Here is a 19359-nt window from a genome sequence, read left to right on the forward strand (position 1 = left end):
TCGGCACTCCCGGATCAGCGATCACGCCGCCTTGGTGCGCCACCCGTCGGCATAGGTATCGCGCGCGACCTCTGAATAGGGCACCGGCGCGACGGTCGCCTTGATCTCGGTCTGGACGTGGCGCTCGACCGTCGGCTTGGCGGTGCCGCCGTTTGGCTCGCCCCACAGCAGCGTGACCTCCGTCCCCGGCTCGGCAAGCGACTCGTCGATCATTGCAAGCGCCAGGAAGCGCCCGGCGTTGACGGTGTAGCCGATCCAGGTCGAGATACCGACCGTCCTCCCGTCCTTCAGCACCGCGTCATAGGGGTGCATCGCATAGACCGACATCGGAAACTCCAGGAACTTGGCCTTGTCGCCGGTCTGGAGCATCGAGCTGATCACGCGCGCGACATCCTCGTTGTCGAGCGCGAGCGTCACCTTGCGGCGGTGCGGCTGGTCCTTGATCCGCTCCAGCGCCTCGCGCCCGACGAAATCATGGTCGAACTTGACCATGATGCCGTAGCCGAGATCCCAGGGCGTCAGGTAGTAATCCTCGATGCTGTCGCCGACGAAGCTGCCGCCGATCGAGCAGGTCCCCTCGTACGACTTGGCCGGCAGCCACTCGCGGAAGGCGCGGCTCCCCTCCCCCGTGTAGGTCGCGGGCAGCGGCGACGGGATCCAGCCCGATTCAAGCGCATTGGAGCTGTAGGTACGGCCGCCGCAGAGCGTCAGGCCGAAGTCCCTGCCCGCCTCGATCAGCGCATTGCGGACCGTGTCATAGTCCTTCCACGGCCCGAACAGCTCGTAACCCGGCTGGCCGGACATGCCGTGGCGCAGTGCCCGCACCTCGACGCCCGCGAAGGTGATCGGCGCCATGTGGAAGAACTTCAGATCCGGCGGCGTCTCACCCATCGCCCGCTCCAGCACCTGCATCGCGTTCGGGCCCTGAAGCTGGAAGCGGTAGTTGCGTCGGGTGCCCTGTTGATCGAGCGGGCGCGCGGCGGTGCGCTCGTCACGCTCGACCTTGACGTCCCACTTGCCGGTCGACGCCCAATACTCGACCCACTCGATCGACGGCGCGCGCCCGACCAGCTCGAACGTCTCCTCGGCCAGGTAGAACAGGATCACGTCGCCGATGACATAGCCCTCCGGCGTCACCGGCGCGAACTGCTTGGCACGGTTCGGCACGAAGCCCTTGAAGCTGTTCGGCGCGAGATACGACAGCATGTCGAACGCGCCCGGCCCGGTGACCAGCAGGTCGACCATGTGGAAGCTCTGATTGAACAGCACCGCGCTTTCCGCCCAGGAGCGCTGCTCATCCCGCCAATTCGAATACTCGCCCGGCACGCCCGGGTAGGCGTTGGGGCCGGTCTGCTGGTTGCGCAGGAAGTCGACGATGTCGCCCTTGCTGTCCAGGAGCTGCTGCAGCGTCTCGGTCATTGTCTCGATCCTTCTCCGATGAGGGCGACGGGCATCGCGCGAACGCGCAAGCGGCGCCTCTTCTGCTCGCACCCAATCACATGCTTGAAGTTTCGTCTATACGAATCTTCTAATCAGTCCTAGGCTGCGACAAAATGGGCGAGGAGAGAGGCGCCATGATCCCGATCATTCACCCGAACTGGGCACGCGCCCCGATCAACATGGTCGACGGCTACTCGCTGGAGATGACCGCCAAGGACATCGACTCGCTGCGCGCCGCCGCCCCGGCGATCGCGCCGGTCACGCCGGTCGCCGTGACCTTCCTGCCCGGCGAGGATGCGGCGGCGCGGGTCGCCGCAGCACGCACCGTGCGCGCGCTCGGGTTCGAGCCGATGCCGCATTTCTCCGCCCGGCGGATCCGATCGGAGCGCGAGTTCCGCGACTACCTGGCGGCCGCGGTCGCCGAAGCGGGCGTGCAGCGCTGCTTCGTCATCGCCGGCGACCCGGCCGAGCCCGAAGGCCCTTACAGCGACAGCTCCGCGCTGATCGAGAGCGGCGCGTTCGAGGCGAACGGGATCACCGCGATCGGCATCGGCGGGCATCCGGAAGGGCACCCGAACATGACGCCGGACCAGGGCTGGGCCGTGCTGGAGGGCAAGTGCGCCGCGATCGAGCGCCGCGGCATGGCACCGCTGATCGTCACACAATTTGCCTTTGACGGTGAGCGCGTGCTGGACTGGGTCGCGGCACTGCGGGCGCGCGGCATCGATGCGCCCGTCCGACTTGGCGTGCCGGGACCGGCCGGGATCAGGACGCTGCTGCGTTTCGCCGCACGCTGCGGGGTCGGCGCGTCGGCGGCGGTGCTCTCCAAATACGGCATCTCGCTCGGCGCGCTGCTCGGCTCGGCGGGTCCCGACCGGCTCGTCGATACGCTCGCGGCCGGGCTACGCGCGGAACATGGCGCCGTCCGGCTGCACTTCTACCCCTTTGGAGGGATCGAGAAGACGGTTGCCTGGATCAACGACTATGACAATGCGCACGGATCGGTGATGGGGAGGATGACCGGTGAGTGACGAGAGCTTTATCCTGCGGCTGCAATGCCCGGACCGGCCGGGGCTGGTCGCGAGCGTCGCCGGGTTCCTGGCGGAGCGCGGCTGCAACATCATCGACGCCCGCCAGTATGACGACTGGTCGGTCGACCGCTTCTTCATGCGGGTCGCGTTCACGCCCGGTCCCGACGCCGCGCTGGACCAGCTCCGCGCGGCCTTCGCGCCGGTCGCCGCGCAGGCCGACATGGACTGGTCGCTGCGGCGCAGCGGCGAGCGCAAGCGCGTGCTGCTGATGGTGTCGAAGTGGGACCATTGCCTGGGCGACCTGCTCTACCGCCAGCGGCTGGGTGAGCTGCCGATGGAGGTGGTGGGAATCGCCTCCAACCACCCGCGCGACGTGCTCCACACCTCGCTGATCGGCGACGTGCCGTACCACTACCTGCCGGTCACCCGCGACACCAAGCCGCGCCAGGAAGCGCAGATCAAGCGGCTGGTGGAGGAGAGCGGGGCCGAGCTGGTCGTGCTCGCCCGCTACATGCAGATCCTGTCGGACGACCTCGCCGGCTTCCTCTCGGGGCGCTGCATCAACATTCACCACAGCTTCCTGCCCGGCTTCAAGGGCGCCAAGCCGTACCACCAGGCGCACACCCGCGGCGTCAAGATGATCGGGGCGACCGCCCACTACGTCACCGCCGACCTGGACGAGGGCCCGATCATCCACCAGGACGTGGAAACGATCAGCCATGCCGACACGCCGGACGACCTGGTCCGCAAGGGCCGCGACATCGAGCGGCGGGTGCTGGCGGAGGCGGTGCGGCTGCACCTGGACGAGCGGGTGTTCGCGAACGGCGTGCGGACGGTCGTCTTCCGCGACTGAGCCGCGCGGCTCAGATCTGGTCGTAGATCCGGTCCAGCGTGCGGTTGAGCAGCAGCAGTTCGGAGGAGGAGAGCGCACGCAGCACGGCATGCTCGGTCCGGTCGAGGATGCGGAACAGCTCGTCGAGCGTTTCACGGCCCGCGGGCTCCAGGTAGATCGCCCGCCGCCGCCGATCGCTCGGCACATGGCGGCGCGCGATCCAGCCGCGCTCCTCCAGCTCGTCGATCAGCGCGACGACCGCGGACGAGTCCATCCCGATCTGGCGGCCGATATCGGCCTGCGAGATGCCCGGGTTGTCCTCGATGATCGCAAGCGCGCTGAGCGCGCCCGAGCGGAGCCGGTACTGCGCTGCCGCATCGGAGAACTGCCGCGACAAGTGGTTCTGGATCCGGCGCAGGCGGAAGCCGACGAAGTTGTTGAGCCGACCGAGCCCGGGCTGCTCGTCCTCGGGCAGCAGCGGCTCGGGCTCGGCCTTGGCGCTCACAGCGCGGGGCCTGCGCAGGGCGGACGCGATCCGCTCCGCAAGCGCCGGAGCGTGTCCTGCGCCACCCGAAGCATCGCTTGCCCGGGCAGGCCGTGGTCGGCGTTCGCCGCGGCCTGTGCCGCTTCGGCCAGGTAGAGCGCGTCGAGCCGCTGCTGCGCCACCGGATCGGGCTGAACAAAGGTCATGCCGAGCCCGCGCGCATAATCGATCCCGACCTGCTCGGCCTGCTTGAACTCGCTCGCCACCGCACGCTCCCAGACGATCCTGCTGTCCAGCAATAGGCGCTCGAGGTCGGGGGGCAAGCGACGAAGGCTGTCTTCCGAGATCGCACGGGCCGGATAGGCGCCGCGCGCGATCCGGAGCTGGTTGTAGAAGCGCGCGACCTCCGCGAAGTGGAGCGCCTTCAGCGTGTCGGCGGGGGCGACCACGCCGTCGATGACGCCCTTCGCCATTGCCGGGTAGACGTCGGCCATCGGCATGTCGAGCGGGTCGGCGCCCAGGCGGCGGAGCAGCGGCACCAACTCGCCCGGCACGCGCAGACGCAATCCGCGCAGATCCTCCAGCCGGCGGACCGGGCGGGTACGCGTGACGATGCCGAGCACGTTGCCGCCCTGCACCTCCATCGGCACCAGTCCGGCGAGCTCCTGTCCCAGCCTCGGGAATGATGCCTGGAGGCAGCGGTACACCGCCACCTGATCGTCGATCGACTGCTCGCCGCCGTAGAAACCGGCTTGGAGGCGGATCGCATGGGTGCCGCCGCGCGTGTAGATTGGGCTGATGGTCGCGACATCGACCACGCCGTGGCGCAGCTCCACCAGGTTGTGCTCGGAGGAGATCAGCCCGCCTGCCCACGACGGCTGGATGCGCAGCCGCCCGCCCGAGATGCGCTCGACATGCGCGATCCACTGCTGGTCGGCGCGGCTCAGTGGATGCCCGGCCGTGTAGGGCGTGGCGTAGCGCAGCACGGTTGGCGCGTCCGGCGCTGGCGCCTCGCTGCACCCGGCGAGCAGCAGCAGCGCGGCGAGCAGCCGCCTCACGCCAGCACGCCGGGCAGCCACAGCGCGGTGGCGGGCACGAGGATCAGAAGCGCGATGTGGAGCATGTCAGCGGCCAGGAACGGCAGCACGCCGCGGAAGATGGTGCCGAGCGGCACGTCCTTGGCAATGCCCTGAATGATGTAGACGTTCATGCCGAGCGGCGGGTGGACGAGCCCGAGCTCGATCGTGCGGACGACGAAGATGCCGAACCAGATCGGGCTCATGCCGAGCCCCACCATCATCGGCAGGAAGATCGGCACGGTGAGCAGCATCAGCGCCATGCCGTCGAGCACCGAGCCGAGCAGCAGCAGCACGACCACGATCACCGCCGCCGCCGCCTTCGCATCCAGGTTCGCGTCGATGACGAGCGCGGTCAGGTGGGAGGCGAGGCCGGTTGCGCCCAGGAACACGCTGAACACGATCGCGCCGATGATGATCGCGTAGATGACGCCCGCGGTCCGCAGCGTCTCGGCGAGCGCGCGGCGCAGCGCCGGGATCGTCAGCTTGCCGCGCCTGGCGCACAGCAGCATCGCCAGGACGCTGCCGATCGACGCGGCCTCGGTCGGGGTGAACCAGCCGACAGTGAGGCCGCCGATCACCAGCACGATCAGGACCGCGATGTCGGCGATCCGCCCGAGCGAGGCGAAGCGCTCCCGCCACGGCACCCGCTCGCTGACCGGCCCGAGCGCGGGATTGCGGCGGCACAGCAGGATGATGACGGCGATGTACAGCAGCGCCTGGGTTGCGACCGGGACTAGCGCGGCGGCGAACAGCTTGGAGATCGGCTGCTCGGCGATCATGCCGTAGACGATCAGCGCGCCCGATGGGGGGATCAGCGAGCCAAGCGTGCCGCCCGCTGCGATCGATCCGGTCGAAAGCGACGGCGCATAGCCGCGCTTGCGCATTTCCGGCAGCGCAACCAGGCCGACGGTGGCGGCGGTCGCGAGGCTTGATCCGCTGATCGCGCCAAATCCTGCGCAGCCCGCGATCGAGGCGGTGGCAAGCCCGCCGCGGCGGTGACCGAGCAGCTTGGCAGCGGCATCGAAGAAGTCGCGGCTGGCGCCCGCGGTGAAGCACAGGTGCGCCATCAGCAGGAACAGCGGCAGTACGCCCAGTTCGTAGCGGGAGATGGTCTCCCACCCGACCACGCCCGCCTTGATCGTCGCAGCCTCGATCGAGGTGAGCAGCGCGAGGCCGGTGAAGCCGACGAGTCCCAACACCGCGGCGATCGGCACGCCGAGCGCGAGCAGCGCCAGCAGCACCGCGATCGAGAGCGCCCCGATCAGCTCCGGCGTCATGCGCGGCGAGCCGCAGTGCGCACGAAAAGCGTGGCCGTGAAGATCAGCGCGAACGTCGCGAACAGGCGCAGCGGCGCGAGCGGGATGCCGAGCAGGTCGGTCGCCTCCGCCGCCGCCCGCAGATCCCAGGCGATCCAGCCGCAGCCGACCGCCAGGACCAGGAAGAAGGCTGCACCCAGCAGCTGCCCCGCCGGCGCCAGCACGGCGCGCGAGGCGGGCGAGACGCGGTCGAGCACGGCGTGGATTACCGCGTGCGCGCCCGCCGCACTCGCGCAGACGATCGCGCAGGCGCCCGCCACGCTGACCGACGCCTGGACCAGCTCGAGCGCGCCGAGCAGCGGAAAGCCGAAGTGGCGGCCGAGCACCGCCAGTGCATCGGTCGCCATCGCGACCAGCAGCGCGACCGATCCGAGCGCGACGGCGACGCCGGTCAGCCCGGTCGGCAGCGGCTGGGGCGCCCGCTCCTCGCCGAAATCGTCGGGCGGCGGCAGGCTCACCGCCGGGCCGCCAGCACGCTTGCCGGCGCGAGCGTCAGGTCGATGTAGGAGGCGTCCGCGCCCCCGAGCCTCAGGTCGATGCGCGGCGGCGGATCCTGCTTCAGCTGCGCGAGGTTGCGCTGACGCTGGTCGGCGCCGGTAATCGAGAAGCGCAGGCTGTGCCCGGCCGCGATGATCCGCGAGGTCGGGCTGAGTTCGAAGCGCAGGGTCGCCACTTCGCCAGGCGCAAGCGGCGCGGCGTCAACGCGCGCGTTGCTGTGCCAGGGCAGGCCCAGATTGGGGTAGGGCGCCTCCCCCAACTTGCGGTGCGATGCGAGCAGCCGGCCGTGCGTGATCAGCGTCGCCGATCCGTCCGCCGCGACATCCTCCAGGTAGCCGAAGACCGGGACGTCACGACTGTCGCTCGACAGCGTCAGATTGACGATCCCGAACCCCGACAGCCACATGGCCTGCGTCATTGGCGCGGTCACATAGCCCTTCGCAACCGCCGGATTGACGCACGGCCAGAAGCCCGGCTCGGGCAAGGCACCCGGCTTTGGCGGCGTGCTGACGGCGCGGCCCGGCATCGCCCAGGCCGGTGGCGTGCAGCCGACCGCGTAGGTCACCTGATAGGCATCGCGCGCCGCGCGGGGCCGGCGATCGCTCAGGCGGGCTGCGGCCGCCAGATAGTAGCGCGTCGCAGGCGTGTCGCTGAGCGGCAACTTGCTCGCGAAGCGCCACGCGCTCGCCTCCGGCAGGCCGATCGTCTTGAACCAGATCGGCGGCTCGCGATCGATGCCGTTGTCGACCCCCTTCAGCACGTGGTCGAACCAGCGCAGGTGCTCGGCGAAGCTGTCGATCGTGTCGACGTCGCAGTGTCCGCCCGGTCCCATGATCAGCCTGGCGGGGGCCGCGCCGCGCATGTTCTCATACCCGATCAGCGCCTGGTCGGCGGGCTCGTCCATCCAGTTGCCCCAGCTGTACACGGCGATCCCAGCACGGCGCATGGCGTCGATCTTCGGATAGGGAGAGGACAGCGGCCAGTACTGGATGTCGTCGGCCCGCGTCCGGTCGTCGCGAAACGCGAGTTCCCCGACCAGGTCCATCATCTGCCCGTTGCGAGCATGCTGCGCGAGTGCGGCCTCTCGCAGGGAACCGTCACGGTCGGCGTCGACCGGCGCGGTCGGCAGGTCCTCTTCGGGCCCCTGCGGCCGTGTGTTGAACTGTCCCGACAGGCCGCCGCGCCGGACATTGCGATAGCTGTCGAACTGCGCCGCCTGCGGAAAGATCGCGCGGAGATGCGGCGGCGTGTTGCGCGCCGTCGCCCACTGTGTCCCGCCGACGTAGGAGCAGCCGAACATGCCGACCTTGCCGTTGGCATAGGGCTGCGCGGCAAGCCACTCGACCAGGTCGTGGCCGTCCTCGCCCTCATGCTGGTCGGCGTAGCCGGCGCGGACGCCGAACGAGCTGCCCTTGCCGCGGACGTCGGCAACCGCGATGACGTAGCCGTAGCGGGTCAGCTCCGCGAACGGGCGGCCACGCGGCGACTTCGCCTCCAGCGTGCCGACAACCGTCCCGTCCGCGTCAATGCGGCGCGAGAGGTAGGGCGTGAAGGAGAAGAGCACCGGCAGCCGCTCGTTCGTCACTCGCCCGCCCCGCGTCGGGCGGTAGACGGTGACCGCCAGGCGAACGCCGTCGCGGACCGGAACCAACTCGCTGGTTCGCACGAAACCGCCGTGGGTTTCGCGCGCGCCCGGGTAGACGCCCGGACGCGTGTCCTGCGCCGCCGCCGCCGTGGTGGCGAGCAGCAGCGCAGCGACGGCGGCCATGCGCAGCATCAGAACTTCAGCGACATGCCGGCGGTGATCAGGCGGCCGAGCGGATTGTGCTGTTGCACGTCGAAGCCGCCCGACTGGTTCGGGCTCGGCGCGAGCGCGGCGTAGGGCGGATCGCGGTCGAACAGGTTGGTGGCGTTTAGGTTCAGCGTCGCGCCCTTCAGGAACGGATGATCGAGGTCGCCGAAGGTGTAGCTGAGGTCAAGGTCGACCGTCGTCCAGCTGTCGATGCGCTGCACGGGATTGACCGTGTCGTTCCGATAGGACGGGATGTGATTGATGTAGCTCGTCGCGCGGAAGCCGCCGCTCTCCCACCCGACATTGCCGCGCAGCCGGTACTCGACAGGGTAATTGACGAAGTCGAGCCGGTCGAGGATCGGCGCACTCGGCGTCTGCGCGACATCGAACTTGAAGTAGTAGATGCCGTTCAGCCCGAGCTGGATCGCGCCGGCGCCGACCGGCACCCGGTAGCGCGCGACGAAGTCGATGCCGTCCGTTTCCGTGATGCCGAGATTGGCTGGCCGCGCATCGACGATCACCGCCGGGTTGGCGAGCGGCACGCCGCGGATCGGCAGGCGCGAGGTGAGATCCTGCACGAAGGCGGCGGAAGGATTGCGAATGATGAAGTCGCTGAACAGCGCCGAGCGCTGGAGGACGCTCAGGTCACCGAGCAGTGAGGAAATCTGCCCCTCATACTTCACGTTGAAGTAGGTGATGTTGGCATCGAACCCCTCGAGCCCGCCGCGAGGCGCGAGATCGACGCCGGCCGTCCAGGTCGTCGCGGTTTCCGGCGACAGGCCGAGATTGCCCTCGCTCCACGCATAGCCCTGCGTGAAGCCGGTCGGCGAGGTCGGGTCGGCGAAGTTCTGGACGGTCAGCGACGGATTGGTCGACACCAGCGATCCGAGCCCGGGCGCGCGGAAGGACGTGCCGTAGGTGCCGCGGAAGGTGACACCCCGGACCGGCGCGTAGCTGACCCCGACCTTGGGGTTCCAGGTGTCGCCGACGTCGCTGTACGAATCGAGCCGGCCGGCGACGTTCACCTCCAGCCGCTGCAATCCCGGCCGGGCGTTCGCGGCACCGAAGATCGGGACCAGCAGCTCGGCGTAGCCGGACGTGAACGAGCGGCCGAGATCGAATATGGTGCCCGTCAGCCTGCCGTTCGGGCCGGTGTAGGTGCCGTTGTGGACGATGATGCGGTTGTACTCGCCACCGAGTGCCAGCCGCACGTCGCCGCCGGGCAGACCGATCAGCGGCCCGTCGAGCTTGGCCTGCACCTGGGTCTGCTTGGTCCGACCGATGGCGGCGAGCGCAGTGAAATTGCCGATCGCGTCGATGACGGCTTGGGAATTGCCGCCGCCGTAGGGGTTGAACGCGGTCGCGGGATTGCTGCTGGCGAGCGCGGCGGTCAGCGCGGGCGCGTTGACGCCGTAGTTGAACGCCTCGTCCTTGTTGTACCCGAACGATCCGCTGACCTCGCCCTTCCAGCCGGCGGCGATGTCGACCTGAAGCGCGACGGTGCCCTGGTAGCTCTCCGATCCGCCGTCATAGGGCAGGCTGTTGCCGAGCTCGGGTCCGAAGAAATACTGCACGTTCTGCGTGTTGGCGGTGCTGCCGGCCGGGCGGACGAAGAAGGCGTTGGTGCTGGGGACCGTCAGCGCCTGCGCGGTGGACTGGATGTTGCGGACGAAATCGCGCTTGTACCAGAAGCCGTCACCGGTGATGCGGACGCCGGGCAGGATTTCCTGCGAGAAGGTCGCGACCGCGCCGTTCTTCTCGATCTGCGGGATCACATCGCTGAACCGGCCGAGGTCGCAGCGGTTGGTGGTGCCGGCGACCAGCCGTCCGGCGGTCGCCTGGGTCACGCCGCCCACGGGGATCGCGTAGTTGACCCCGCCCGCGACGATCGTGCCGGGGTTGCAGGTGATGACCCGGAAGTCGGGGCCGCCGAACGGGCGCTGGTCGGCGACGATATAGTCGCGATCGAGCCCGGAGAGCGCGCTGTGGTAGCTGTGCTCGAAGGCGAGCATGATCTGCCCGGTGCTCCAGCGCTTGCCGACCGCGAGCCCGAGCTGGCGGGTGTTGTAGTTGTCGGCGACGCCGGCGCGCGCGCTCGCCTCCACGCCGTCCAGGTCTCGGCGCATGATGAGGTTGACCACGCCGGCGACCGCGTCGGACCCATAGATTGCGGACGCGCCGTCGGCGACGATCTCCACCCGCTGCAGCGCGAGCAGCGGCACGATGGAAGTGTCCTGATAGGCCCCGCCGGTGCCGCTGCCGGGCAGGCGGTGCCCGTTCAGCAGCGTCAGGGTCGCGTTGGGCCCGATCCCGCGCAGGTTCACCGAGTTGACATAGGTAATGTTGCCGGCGCCGCCCTGCGCACCACGGTTCGTTTCGTTCACGCCGATGTTGATCGCCTGCGGCACATCGCGGAACAGTTCAGCGGTCGACACGGCGGCGGTGGCGGTGAAGTCCTCTCGCCCTACCGCGATCACGCTGGAGCCGACCGGGGCCGCGCCGCGGATGCGACTGCCGGTCACGACGATGTCGGCGGCCTGTTCCTCGCTCGCCTGTGCGGCTTCCTGCTCGGGCTCGGGGACCGCTTCGACCTGCGGCGTCGGCACGTCCGCCTGCCGGGGAGCGACCGTCTGCGCCGTGGCAGGCAGCGCCATCACGATTGCCGTTCCCGCCAGCAGTGCCTTCATCGGAGCCATCGACCCTCTCCCACTTTGTTTATATTTATATCTATTGAACATTACAGCGAAAGCCTGTCAATAGGCGACATGGTCGAATTGGGAGAACAGGCGTGAGCGCCAGCAAGGAACAGCCGCTCGCCGGGCTGCGGGTGATCGATCTGACGCGGGCGCTCGCCGGCCCTTACGCGACGCTGCTGCTCGCCGGGCTGGGCGCCGAGGTCATCAAGGTGGAAGACCCGCGTCACGGCGACCTTGCGCGGGAGAACAGCCCCTATGTGGGGCGCGACGGGGTGGTGGTGCAGAAGGCGCACGACGACGACGTGTCGATCTCCCACTTGTCGCGTGCGCGCGGCAAGTGGGGCGTGTCGCTCAACTTCAAAAAGCCGGGCGCGCTCGACGTGTTCGCCGACCTGATCCGCGACGCCGACATCCTGGTCGAGAATTTCGCGAGCGGGACGGCCGATCGGCTCGGCATCGGCTATGCCGCGGCAAAGGCGATCAACCCGCGGCTGATCTACTGCTCGCTGAGCGGCTTTGGCCAGGGTGTGGATGAAGGCGCGAAGGCGATGGACGTGATCGTTCAGGCGCTGTCGGGCGCAATGTACGCGAGCGGCGGGCCAGGCGAGCCGCCGGTTCGCATGGGCATCCCGATCGCCGACATGCTCGCCCCCGTGTTCGGGGTGATCGGCATCCTCTCCGCACTGGAGCAGCGCCATCGCACCGGCGAGGGGCAGCAGGTCGACGTCTCCATGCTGGGCGCGCTCACCTCCTTCGTCGGGATCGAGAACTGGCGCGCGATGCGACTGGCCGGCCTGCCGCGCCGTACCGGGCTGACCGTCCATCGGCTGTCGCCGTTCGGCATCTTCAAGTGCCGTGACGGCCATATCGCGATCGTCGCCGCGCATGATCCGCTGACGATCGGGTTGTTCAAGGCGATGCGCGCCGACGACATGCTCGCCGACGCGCGCTACGCCACCCGCGACGCCCGGGTCGCCAATGCCATCCTGCTGGAGGAGCGGATCACCGAGTGGACCAGCGAGCTGTCGGTGGCCGAGGCGGTCGCCGCGCTGGAGGCGGAGGGCGTGCCGGTGGCTCCGGTCCGCTACCCGGAGGACGCGCTCGCCGATCCTCGCGTCGTGGCGCGCGAGGAAACGATGCAGATCGTCCATCCCCGATACGAGACCGATGCCGAGCTGCGCACCGTGGGTGTGCCGATCCGCTTCTCCGACGCGCAGACCGGCTTCGCCGATCGCCTGCCGGTCGCGATCGGCGAGCACAACGACGCGGTCTACCGCGACCTGCTCGGCTACCCGCCCGAGCGGATCGCCGCGCTGCGCGAGGCGGGCGCGATCTGATGACGGTGGCGGCGGAGATCGCGTCCGCAGCGGAGTCGGGCGCGCGCGTCGTGCTCTGCGCGGGCGGCGACCTCCCCTTCCCGCTCCTGCGCGCGGCCGGGCTGACGCCGGTGCTGCTCCGTCCCGACCCGACAGCCGTCACCCCCTTCGCCGACGCGCGCGGGCTCGGCGCCAGCATGGGATGGCGCGCGCGTGCGCTGCTCCAGCTCATTGCCGATCATGGCCGGGCAGCGATTGGCCTGGTCGTGAGCCACGAAGACGCGGTGCTCCCGCAGCTGTTCGCGACGCTGCGCGAATTGCCGGAGCTTGGGCGGAGCGACGCCGATACCTTCTTCTGCGACCTCCTCCACCGCGACTTGCCGGAGGTCAGGGCCTATAACGAGCGCCAGCTCGCCGCGCTGGAGGGCTGGGCCGCGGCACTCGGCCACCCGGTCGATCCCGCGATATCGACCGAGCAGCCCGCGGCCGACCCTGTCTTGCCGCATCTCGTCGTCGGATCGGACGCGGTGCTGCCGCAGCCTGGACCAGCGACGCTGCTCGACCGCGCGGTGCAGTGGACCGGCGGCAGCTTCGCCGGGCTGGACCGGTTCGAGCAGGCGCTGGATGAGGCGCTGGCGAGCGGCCGCGTCGATACGGTCACGCACCTAACCCGCTACGAGGATGAAGCGGCACCCTGGACCGCCGGGCCGGCCGAGCGGCGCTGCGTCGCGGCGGGCGTGCCGTTCCGGGCGCTACCCGAGCGGCGTGCCGGGGATCCCGCCGTTGCGGCGCAACTGCGTGGCGAAGAGCCGCCACCCGCTGTGCGGCCAGCGGCTGCCGCGCGCCCGCCCTCCGCAACGCCGCCACCGCGCAGCCGCAAGCTCCTCGCCTCCACCGACAGCTTCGGTGCCTATCAGCGCGCCTGGTTCGCCCGCACGCGCGAGCGCGCCGCCGCCGGCGAGCCGTTCGCGGTCGTCAACGCCAACGCGCCGCAGGAGCTGCTCCAGGCACTCGACATCTCCTTCGTCGTCAACCAGTGGTGGGCATCGATTGTTGCCGCCAAGCAGCAGTCCGGCCGCTACGCCGCGCTGCTGCGCGCCAACGGGCTGCCCGACCGGACGGAGGCGTACAGCAGCCAGGGGCTCGCCGCCGCCTTCGACACCGATCCCGAAGCGCAGCCCTGGGGCGGGCTGCCGCGGCCGACCATGCTGCACGCGGTGCTCGATACCGATGCGACCCGCGGCCTGTTCGATAGCTGGGCGCGGGTGACCGGTGCCGAGCTGTTCTACTACGACCGCACGATCGAGCGGCGGTGGCAGGTGCCGACCGCTTGGTGGGACGACCTTCACGATCGCTGGGAAGCGACGCTCGAGTCCGATCGGCTCGACCTCTTCGAACAACAGCTGCTGGACGCGGCGGAGCGCCTGCACCGGACGACCGGTCGCCGGCTCGACCCGGATCGCTTCGCCACCGTGCTCGCGCTGGTCAACGAGCAGGAAGGCTATTACCGCCGCACCCGTGACCTGATCGCCGCGGCGCCGCGCGCGCCGGTCAGCGTGGTCGACACCATGCCCGCGACGATGGTGCCGCAGTGGCACCGCGGGACTGAGTGGGGACGCGACGCCGCCCGCGCCTTCCACGACGAGGTCGCCGCGCTGGTCGCGTCGGGCAGCGCCGCGTGCGCGGATGAGCGGCTGCGGCTGATGTGGGTCGGTCGAGGCTTGTGGAACCGCACCAGTTTCTACCAGCAGTGGGAGCAAAGCCACGGCGCCGTCTTCGTCTGGTCGATGTACCTGGCGCTCGCGGCGGACGGCTATATCCGGCGCTACGATCGGCCGGATGAGGCGATGCGCTCGCTCGCCGCGCGGTTCCTGACGATGGGCGACGAGCTCCGGATGCCGACCTGGTCGGGCGCGTGGCACGTCAAGGAAGCGCGGAGCCACCGCGTCGACGCGGCCGTTGCGCTGGACGACGCCGATCCGCTGGTGCTGGCGGCGCTGGAGCGGAGCGGCGTGCCGGTGCTGCGGCTGCCGCTCTCCAACTACGATACCGCCGGCTGGGAGGCGCAGGAGGCGCGCGTCACGGCGTTCCTCGACGGGCTTCGCTGAGTTCCGGCACGATCCGGATGTCGACCCGGCGAGCGGCCGGCGCCGCCAGTCCGTCGAACGCCGCGGGGACGAACGGCGCACCGCCGCGCCCGACCCGCACGGTGATCCGATCGGCCGCGATCCCGCGCATGATCAGCGCGTTGCGGACCAGCTCCGCCCGCTCGCGCGCGAGCGACGCCGGCTCGGCGATCGTGCGGCCGGAGACCTCGACCTTCCGCACATCGGCGAAGCCGGTCACCTCGATGCCGGCGGGCTGCACGTCGAGCGCGTAGTTGATCGTCGCGTCGAGGTAATAGTCGCTCAGCTGGTAGGTGATGAAGCGGCTCTGGTAGTCGAACGGGATGGTGAAGCGGCCGTCGGCGAACGGCCGGTCCGGGCGCTTGCGCTCCTCGTAGAGCGGCCGGACGTTGCGCTCGGGCAGCGCGAAGCGGCGGCCCTGATAGCCTTCGGCCGCCAGCATGTGGCGGGTGCATCCCTCCTCCAGCACCGACACGCGCGCAGGCTCCAGCACGGTGCCGCCGCACGGATCGCCCGCGGCCGCACTCTGCACGCCCTCGACCAGCACCGCATGGTTCCAGTCGGGCTTGGTCGGCGCGGCGGTCACGTCGTAGCGGACGCCGCTCGCTTCGTCCTCGACCAGCCAGCAGCCGGACTTTCGGCCGTTGTCGGTGTCGCGGTAGACCGGGCAGCCGATGTAGCGCACCGCCGCCCCGCCGTTCGCTGCGACCGCGGCGAGGAGGATGGCGACGCGGATCACAGCGCGCGCATCAGGTTGACCAGATCCTGCTTTTCCTGCTCGGTGTAGCCGATGTTGTAGCGACGTTCGTAATAGTCGACGACGCCGCGCAGATCCTTGGCCGATCCGTTGGAGAAATAGGGGGCGCGGCCCGACAGCCCGCGGAGTGTCTGGAGCGTGATCCGACCCACATCGGCGCAACGCCCGGTCGTTAGCGCATAGCCCGGATCATGGGTCAGGATCGTGCGGCCGTAGTGCGGGTGCGGCCGGCCGGTGCAGGTGACGCGGAACAGCGGCAGGTGGGCGAGCGGATCGGCGAACGGCTTGTTGGTGGTGCCGAGATCGACCTGCCCCGGCGCCACGTCCATCCCCATGTAGCTCATGTTGTGGCAGAACACGCAGCTGTTGCGCACCGGATTGCCGAAGCCGATCGGCGAGTTGATACCCGCCGTGTCGGAGATGAGGAAGGTCTTCTCACGGAACACCCGCGCGCCGCGGGCGACCGATGCACGAAACGCGCGCACCTCCGGCGTCCAGCCCGCCTTTACCGCGGGCGCCGCCTTCTCCCATGCCTCAAACTCGCTCCACACCGGGGTGCCCTGGCTCCCGAGCCGGCCGGGCGCCGACACCTGGAGCAGGCGGGGGCCGCCCTTCGCCCCGTCGCCGTCGAGCGCACCGCCGAGGCGGTCGGTCTGTTGCGCGACGTACAGGCGGCGCTCAAAGTCGAGCACCCGCGCGATGTCGGCGGCGTCCATGTTCTTGAGGAAGGCGAGGTGCGTGCCGGCGGCGTCGCGCATCTGGGCGGTGAGACTCGGCACCCGCCCGTCCGCCATCAGGTTGCCGCTGACCGGCTTGCCCGTCTCAGGATCCAGCGGCAGCGGCATCCCCGCCTTGGGATCATAGGCGAAACCCATCGCCTCGATATACTTGAAGTTGGCGACCGGACGCGGGCGGCGGAACACGGAGATGTGCGGCTGCGACGACGCGAGCCCGTGTTTGGGATCGAGGTTGCAGGTGGAGGGATCACGGACGACCTCCAACCGGAAGTCGGGGGTGACGTTCTTCGGCGGCCAGGGGCGCGCGATGCGGATCAGGCCGTGGTCGATCAGCAGCGAGTGCGATGCGCGCTCCTCCTGCGGCAGACTGGGACAGTTCGATCCGTCGCCGGCCGCGAACAGCGGATCCTTAGCTCCGTTCTTCGCCCATTGCGCGGCCACCGACGCCGCCGACAGGCTCATCGCGTCGGCGGGCTGGTGACAGGTGACGCAGGCGCGGCCGTTCGGGCCGAGCGCGGTGAAGAACGGATGCCCCTTCGTCTCCATGGGCCCGTTGTCGAGCAGCAGGCGGAGCGTGCCGGTGGCGTCGGCGTAGTCGAGCGTCGCCGGAAAGGTGCGGCCCTCGTCCGGGTTCCACCAGCGATCGGGCGGTGTGGCGCCCTGCCCCCAGGCGACCGCCCCCGCGAACAGCGCGATCGCCGCGCCCAAGATCGTTCGTCCCCTCATGTCCGCGCCTCCGCCACGCGCTTGATCGCTGGCACCACGAGCGCACCGGCCAGCAGCAGCGCGGCCAGGCCGTAGACCGGCACCGCGACGCTGCCGGTGCTGGCGACGATCCACCCGATCACGACGGGGGAGAAGGCGCTGCTGACGTTCCCCATCAGGTTGATGAAGGCGATCGCGCTCGGGTTGCGCCCGCCGAAGAAGCGGGTCGGCACCGTCCAGAACACCGACTGCGCGCCGCCTAGCCCGAGCCCACCGAGCATCAGGAGCGCGAGCGCGAGCGGACCGGAACCGATCGCGAGCGCGGCGCCGACCAGCGCCGCAGCCGCCAGCAGCATCGGATAGCCCAGGTGCGCGAAGCGCTCTCCGGTCCGGTCGGAGTGGCGCGCGTTGAGGAACATGCCCGCGCCGATCGCCACCCACGGAAGCGCGCTTAGAACGCCGATCAGGAGCGGATCGGTCTGACCGAGCGACTTGAGCGCGATCGGCATCCAGAAGATGATCGCGTTCGCGCCGGTGATCAGCACGAACCACACCGCGCCCGACAGCCAGAGCAACCGGTCGCCGAGCGCGGCGCCGAGCGGTGCCTCGATCCGGGCGCCCGCTGCTGCCTGCTCGGCGGCGATCTCCGCCTCGATCGCCAGTCCCGTGTCCGCCGGCAGCCAGTGCGCGGCGGCCGGCCGGTCGGCAAACCAGAAATAGGCGGCGATGCCGGCGATCACGGTGGCGATCCCCTCCACCGCGAACATCCAGCGCCACGACGCAACTGCGCCCCAGTCGAGCGACAGCAGCCAGCCGCACAGCGGCCCGCCGATCACGACGGAGGTCGGAATGGCGAGCAGGGTCAGCCCGATCGCGCGGGCGCGGTACGCCTGCGGCAGCCACTGGCTGACGTACCAAACGACGCCGGGCGCGAAGCCGCTCTCGAATACGCCGAGCAGCAGGCGCAGGCCGTAGAAGTGCCCTGGCGTCTGGATCAGTGCCATCGCGCCCGCAGTCGCTCCCCAACCGATGACGCTGCCCGCGATCCAGGCGCGCGCGCCGATCCGCCGCAGCACCGCCGCGCTGGGCAACTGCATCAGCAGATAGGTCCAGAAGAACAGGCCGACGCCGAACCCATAGGTTTTCGGATCGAGGCCGATGTCGGCGTTCATGTGGATCGCGGCGAAGCTGACGTTGACCCGATCGATCGAGCTCAGCACGATGAGCCCGGCAAGCGGCAGTACGACCCGCAACGTCACCCGGCGATACGTCACGCCGTCCATGCACCTCTCCCTCGCGCAAAAGGCTATGCGGCACGACCGATTTGTGTCAATTATATTGTCAACAATCGGCGGAGTTCCCCATGGAGTACGATCCCCTCGTCCACGAGGAGTTCGACACGGCGCACGCGGTCTTCGCCGATCTGCGCGCGCGCTGCCCGGTGGCACGATCGGAGGCGTTCGGGGGCTTCTGGATTGCCACCCGCTACGCGGACATCCGCGCGATGCTCGACGATCCGCTGGAGTACACAACCACCGTCCGCAACGTCGTCCCGGGTGCGTCGGCGACCGGGCGCCGGCCACCGCTCCACCTCGATCCGCCCGAGCACACCCCCTATCGCCGCGCGATCGACCGGGCGCTCGGCCCCGCGCGTGTGGCCGCGACCGAGCCGGTGATCCGCGAGCATGTCGCCCGCCTGCTCGATGGCTATGTCGCCAAGGGCGGCGGCGACTTCGTGGAGGATTTCGGGAGCCCGCTGCCCGCGCTGCTGTTCGCCGACTGGTTCCAGCTCGCCCCCGAGCAGACGGAGCTGCTGTGGCGGACCGCTCAAGCCTTTGTGAAGGCGTGGGAAGCGTTCGACGTCGCCGCTGTCTCGCGGACCAGCGACGTGCTCTACGACCTCGCGCGGGCGCTGATCGCGGAACGTCGCGATCACCCGCTCGACCCGAGCAGTGACCCGGTCTCGTCCCTGCTGGATGCGCGGGACGATGCGGACCATTCGCTACCCGACGAGATGCTGGTCGGTTGCGTGCGCCAGATCCTGGTGGTCGGGCTGGTCGCGCCGCCCGTGTTCCTCGGCAGCGTCGCGGTGCACCTGGCGCGCGATCCCGCGTTGCAGGAGTTCCTGCGCGGCAATCCGCAGCACGACGTCGCCGCGGTCGAGGAGTTCCTGCGCCTCTACACGCCCTATCGCGGCTTCGCGCGCACCAGCCGGAGCGGCACGGCGCTCGGCGGACGCGACATCCGGCCCGGCGAGCCGATCGCGCTCGCCTATGCCTCCGCCAACCGCGACGAGGCGGTGTTCGCCGATCCCGACCGCTTCATCCTGAACCGGCCGAACGTGCGCGATCACCTGGCCTTCGGGCGCGGCCCGCATCGCTGCGCCGGGATGAGCATGGCGCGCGCGGAGTTCCGCATCGCGCTGCGCGGCCTGCTCGACCGCACCCGTACAATCGAGCTCGCCGGCACCGTCCGGATGAGCGGGATGCCGGAGGTCGGTCCCGTCTACGTGCCGCTCCGGGTCACCGCCGCCTGAGCGGCGGCGGCGCC

The 19359-nt window shown here is 69.9% G+C and carries 15 protein-coding genes; 5 read left to right on the top strand and 10 right to left on the bottom strand.

Annotated elements, in window-relative coordinates; genetic code table 11:
* Window positions 1-21: 21 nt before the first annotated feature.
* A complete protein-coding gene (gene desA / locus CRO12_RS16625) occupies window positions 22-1419 on the bottom strand; it encodes a syringate O-demethylase (RefSeq protein WP_097065016.1) in 1398 nt (465 codons plus the stop codon).
* 155 nt (window positions 1420-1574) lie between these two features.
* Here desA and CRO12_RS16630 point away from each other — a divergent pair, with 155 nt between their 5' ends.
* Complete coding sequence (locus tag CRO12_RS16630; protein WP_097065017.1) at window positions 1575-2471, top strand: methylenetetrahydrofolate reductase; 897 nt, start codon at window positions 1575-1577, stop codon at window positions 2469-2471.
* Window positions 2464-3324 carry a formyltetrahydrofolate deformylase gene (purU, locus tag CRO12_RS16635; protein ID WP_097065018.1) on the top strand — a complete coding sequence of 287 codons (861 nt, stop codon included), beginning with the start codon at window positions 2464-2466 and terminating at the stop codon, window positions 3322-3324. Before CRO12_RS16630 ends, purU begins: the two co-directional genes overlap by 8 nt.
* 10 nt (window positions 3325-3334) lie before the next feature.
* On the opposite strand, the gene CRO12_RS16640 is transcribed toward purU, so the two are convergent.
* Genes CRO12_RS16640 through CRO12_RS16665 form a run of 6 tightly spaced genes read right to left on the bottom strand, consistent with a single transcriptional unit; the run spans window position 3335 to window position 11168 of the window.
* Window positions 3335-3808: a MarR family winged helix-turn-helix transcriptional regulator gene (locus CRO12_RS16640; RefSeq protein WP_179641064.1), complete on the bottom strand. Its 474-nt coding sequence runs from the start codon at window positions 3806-3808 to the stop codon at window positions 3335-3337.
* Window positions 3805-4845 (bottom strand): type 2 periplasmic-binding domain-containing protein, encoded by a 1041-nt coding sequence (locus CRO12_RS16645; RefSeq protein ID WP_097065019.1) that lies wholly within the window; start codon window positions 4843-4845, stop codon window positions 3805-3807. The genes CRO12_RS16640 and CRO12_RS16645 overlap by 4 nt, the downstream gene beginning before the upstream one ends.
* Entirely contained in the window at window positions 4842-6143 is a 1302-nt protein-coding gene (locus CRO12_RS16650; protein ID WP_097065020.1) for a TRAP transporter large permease, read from the bottom strand. Before CRO12_RS16650 ends, CRO12_RS16645 begins: the two co-directional genes overlap by 4 nt.
* The gene (locus CRO12_RS16655; protein WP_097065021.1) at window positions 6140-6640 is read right to left on the bottom strand and encodes a TRAP transporter small permease; all 501 of its coding nucleotides are present in this window, start codon (window positions 6638-6640) and stop codon (window positions 6140-6142) included. Before CRO12_RS16655 ends, CRO12_RS16650 begins: the two co-directional genes overlap by 4 nt.
* Window positions 6637-8448, bottom strand: a complete 1812-nt coding sequence (locus CRO12_RS16660; protein ID WP_179641065.1) for a CocE/NonD family hydrolase — start codon at window positions 8446-8448, stop codon at window positions 6637-6639. Before CRO12_RS16660 ends, CRO12_RS16655 begins: the two co-directional genes overlap by 4 nt.
* Window positions 8449-8456: 8 nt before the next feature.
* A complete protein-coding gene (locus tag CRO12_RS16665) occupies window positions 8457-11168 on the bottom strand; it encodes a TonB-dependent receptor domain-containing protein (RefSeq protein ID WP_179641066.1) in 2712 nt (903 codons plus the stop codon).
* Between the two features lie 92 nt (window positions 11169-11260).
* On the opposite strand from CRO12_RS16665, the gene CRO12_RS16670 reads away from it, so the two are divergent.
* On the top strand, window positions 11261-12505 hold the full coding sequence (locus CRO12_RS16670; protein ID WP_218838910.1) for a CaiB/BaiF CoA transferase family protein: 1245 nt from the start codon (window positions 11261-11263) through the stop codon (window positions 12503-12505).
* On the top strand, window positions 12505-14592 hold the full coding sequence (locus CRO12_RS16675; RefSeq protein WP_097065024.1) for a 2-hydroxyacyl-CoA dehydratase family protein: 2088 nt from the start codon (window positions 12505-12507) through the stop codon (window positions 14590-14592). The genes CRO12_RS16670 and CRO12_RS16675 overlap by 1 nt, the downstream gene beginning before the upstream one ends.
* Here CRO12_RS16675 and CRO12_RS16680 read toward each other — a convergent pair.
* Genes CRO12_RS16680 through CRO12_RS16690 form a run of 3 tightly spaced genes read right to left on the bottom strand, consistent with a single transcriptional unit; the run spans window position 14564 to window position 18092 of the window.
* On the bottom strand, window positions 14564-15349 hold the full coding sequence (locus CRO12_RS16680) for an OmpA family protein (protein ID WP_097065025.1): 786 nt from the start codon (window positions 15347-15349) through the stop codon (window positions 14564-14566). The genes CRO12_RS16675 and CRO12_RS16680 overlap by 29 nt on opposite strands.
* Window positions 15346-16830: a hypothetical protein gene (locus CRO12_RS16685; protein WP_245858566.1), complete on the bottom strand. Its 1485-nt coding sequence runs from the start codon at window positions 16828-16830 to the stop codon at window positions 15346-15348. Before CRO12_RS16685 ends, CRO12_RS16680 begins: the two co-directional genes overlap by 4 nt.
* Window positions 16827-18092 carry an MFS transporter gene (locus tag CRO12_RS16690; protein ID WP_097065026.1) on the bottom strand — a complete coding sequence of 422 codons (1266 nt, stop codon included), beginning with the start codon at window positions 18090-18092 and terminating at the stop codon, window positions 16827-16829. The genes CRO12_RS16685 and CRO12_RS16690 overlap by 4 nt, the downstream gene beginning before the upstream one ends.
* An 80-nt stretch (window positions 18093-18172) precedes the next feature.
* Here CRO12_RS16690 and CRO12_RS16695 point away from each other — a divergent pair, with 80 nt between their 5' ends.
* Window positions 18173-19345 carry a cytochrome P450 gene (locus CRO12_RS16695; protein ID WP_097065027.1) on the top strand — a complete coding sequence of 391 codons (1173 nt, stop codon included), beginning with the start codon at window positions 18173-18175 and terminating at the stop codon, window positions 19343-19345.
* Window positions 19346-19359: the final 14 nt, after the last annotated feature.

The sequence above is a fragment of the Sphingomonas guangdongensis genome, assembly GCF_900199185.1.
Taxonomy (GTDB): Bacteria; Pseudomonadota; Alphaproteobacteria; order Sphingomonadales; family Sphingomonadaceae; genus Sphingomonas; species Sphingomonas guangdongensis.

Excerpts from the sequence above, each read along its gene's own strand:
- desA (WP_097065016.1), bottom strand. The coding sequence starts at position 1,419 with ATGACCGAGACGCTGCAGCAGCTCCTGGACAGCAAGGGCGACATCGTC.
- CRO12_RS16630 (WP_097065017.1), top strand. The coding sequence starts at position 1,575 with ATGATCCCGATCATTCACCCGAACTGGGCACGCGCCCCGATCAACATG.
- CRO12_RS16650 (WP_097065020.1), bottom strand. The coding sequence starts at position 6,143 with ATGACGCCGGAGCTGATCGGGGCGCTCTCGATCGCGGTGCTGCTGGCG.
- CRO12_RS16660 (WP_179641065.1), bottom strand. The coding sequence starts at position 8,448 with ATGGCCGCCGTCGCTGCGCTGCTGCTCGCCACCACGGCGGCGGCGGCG.
- CRO12_RS16665 (WP_179641066.1), bottom strand. The coding sequence starts at position 11,168 with ATGGCTCCGATGAAGGCACTGCTGGCGGGAACGGCAATCGTGATGGCG.
- CRO12_RS16675 (WP_097065024.1), top strand. The coding sequence starts at position 12,505 with ATGACGGTGGCGGCGGAGATCGCGTCCGCAGCGGAGTCGGGCGCGCGC.
- CRO12_RS16685 (WP_245858566.1), bottom strand. The coding sequence starts at position 16,830 with ATGAGGGGACGAACGATCTTGGGCGCGGCGATCGCGCTGTTCGCGGGG.
- CRO12_RS16690 (WP_097065026.1), bottom strand. The coding sequence starts at position 18,092 with ATGGACGGCGTGACGTATCGCCGGGTGACGTTGCGGGTCGTACTGCCG.
- CRO12_RS16695 (WP_097065027.1), top strand. The coding sequence starts at position 18,173 with ATGGAGTACGATCCCCTCGTCCACGAGGAGTTCGACACGGCGCACGCG.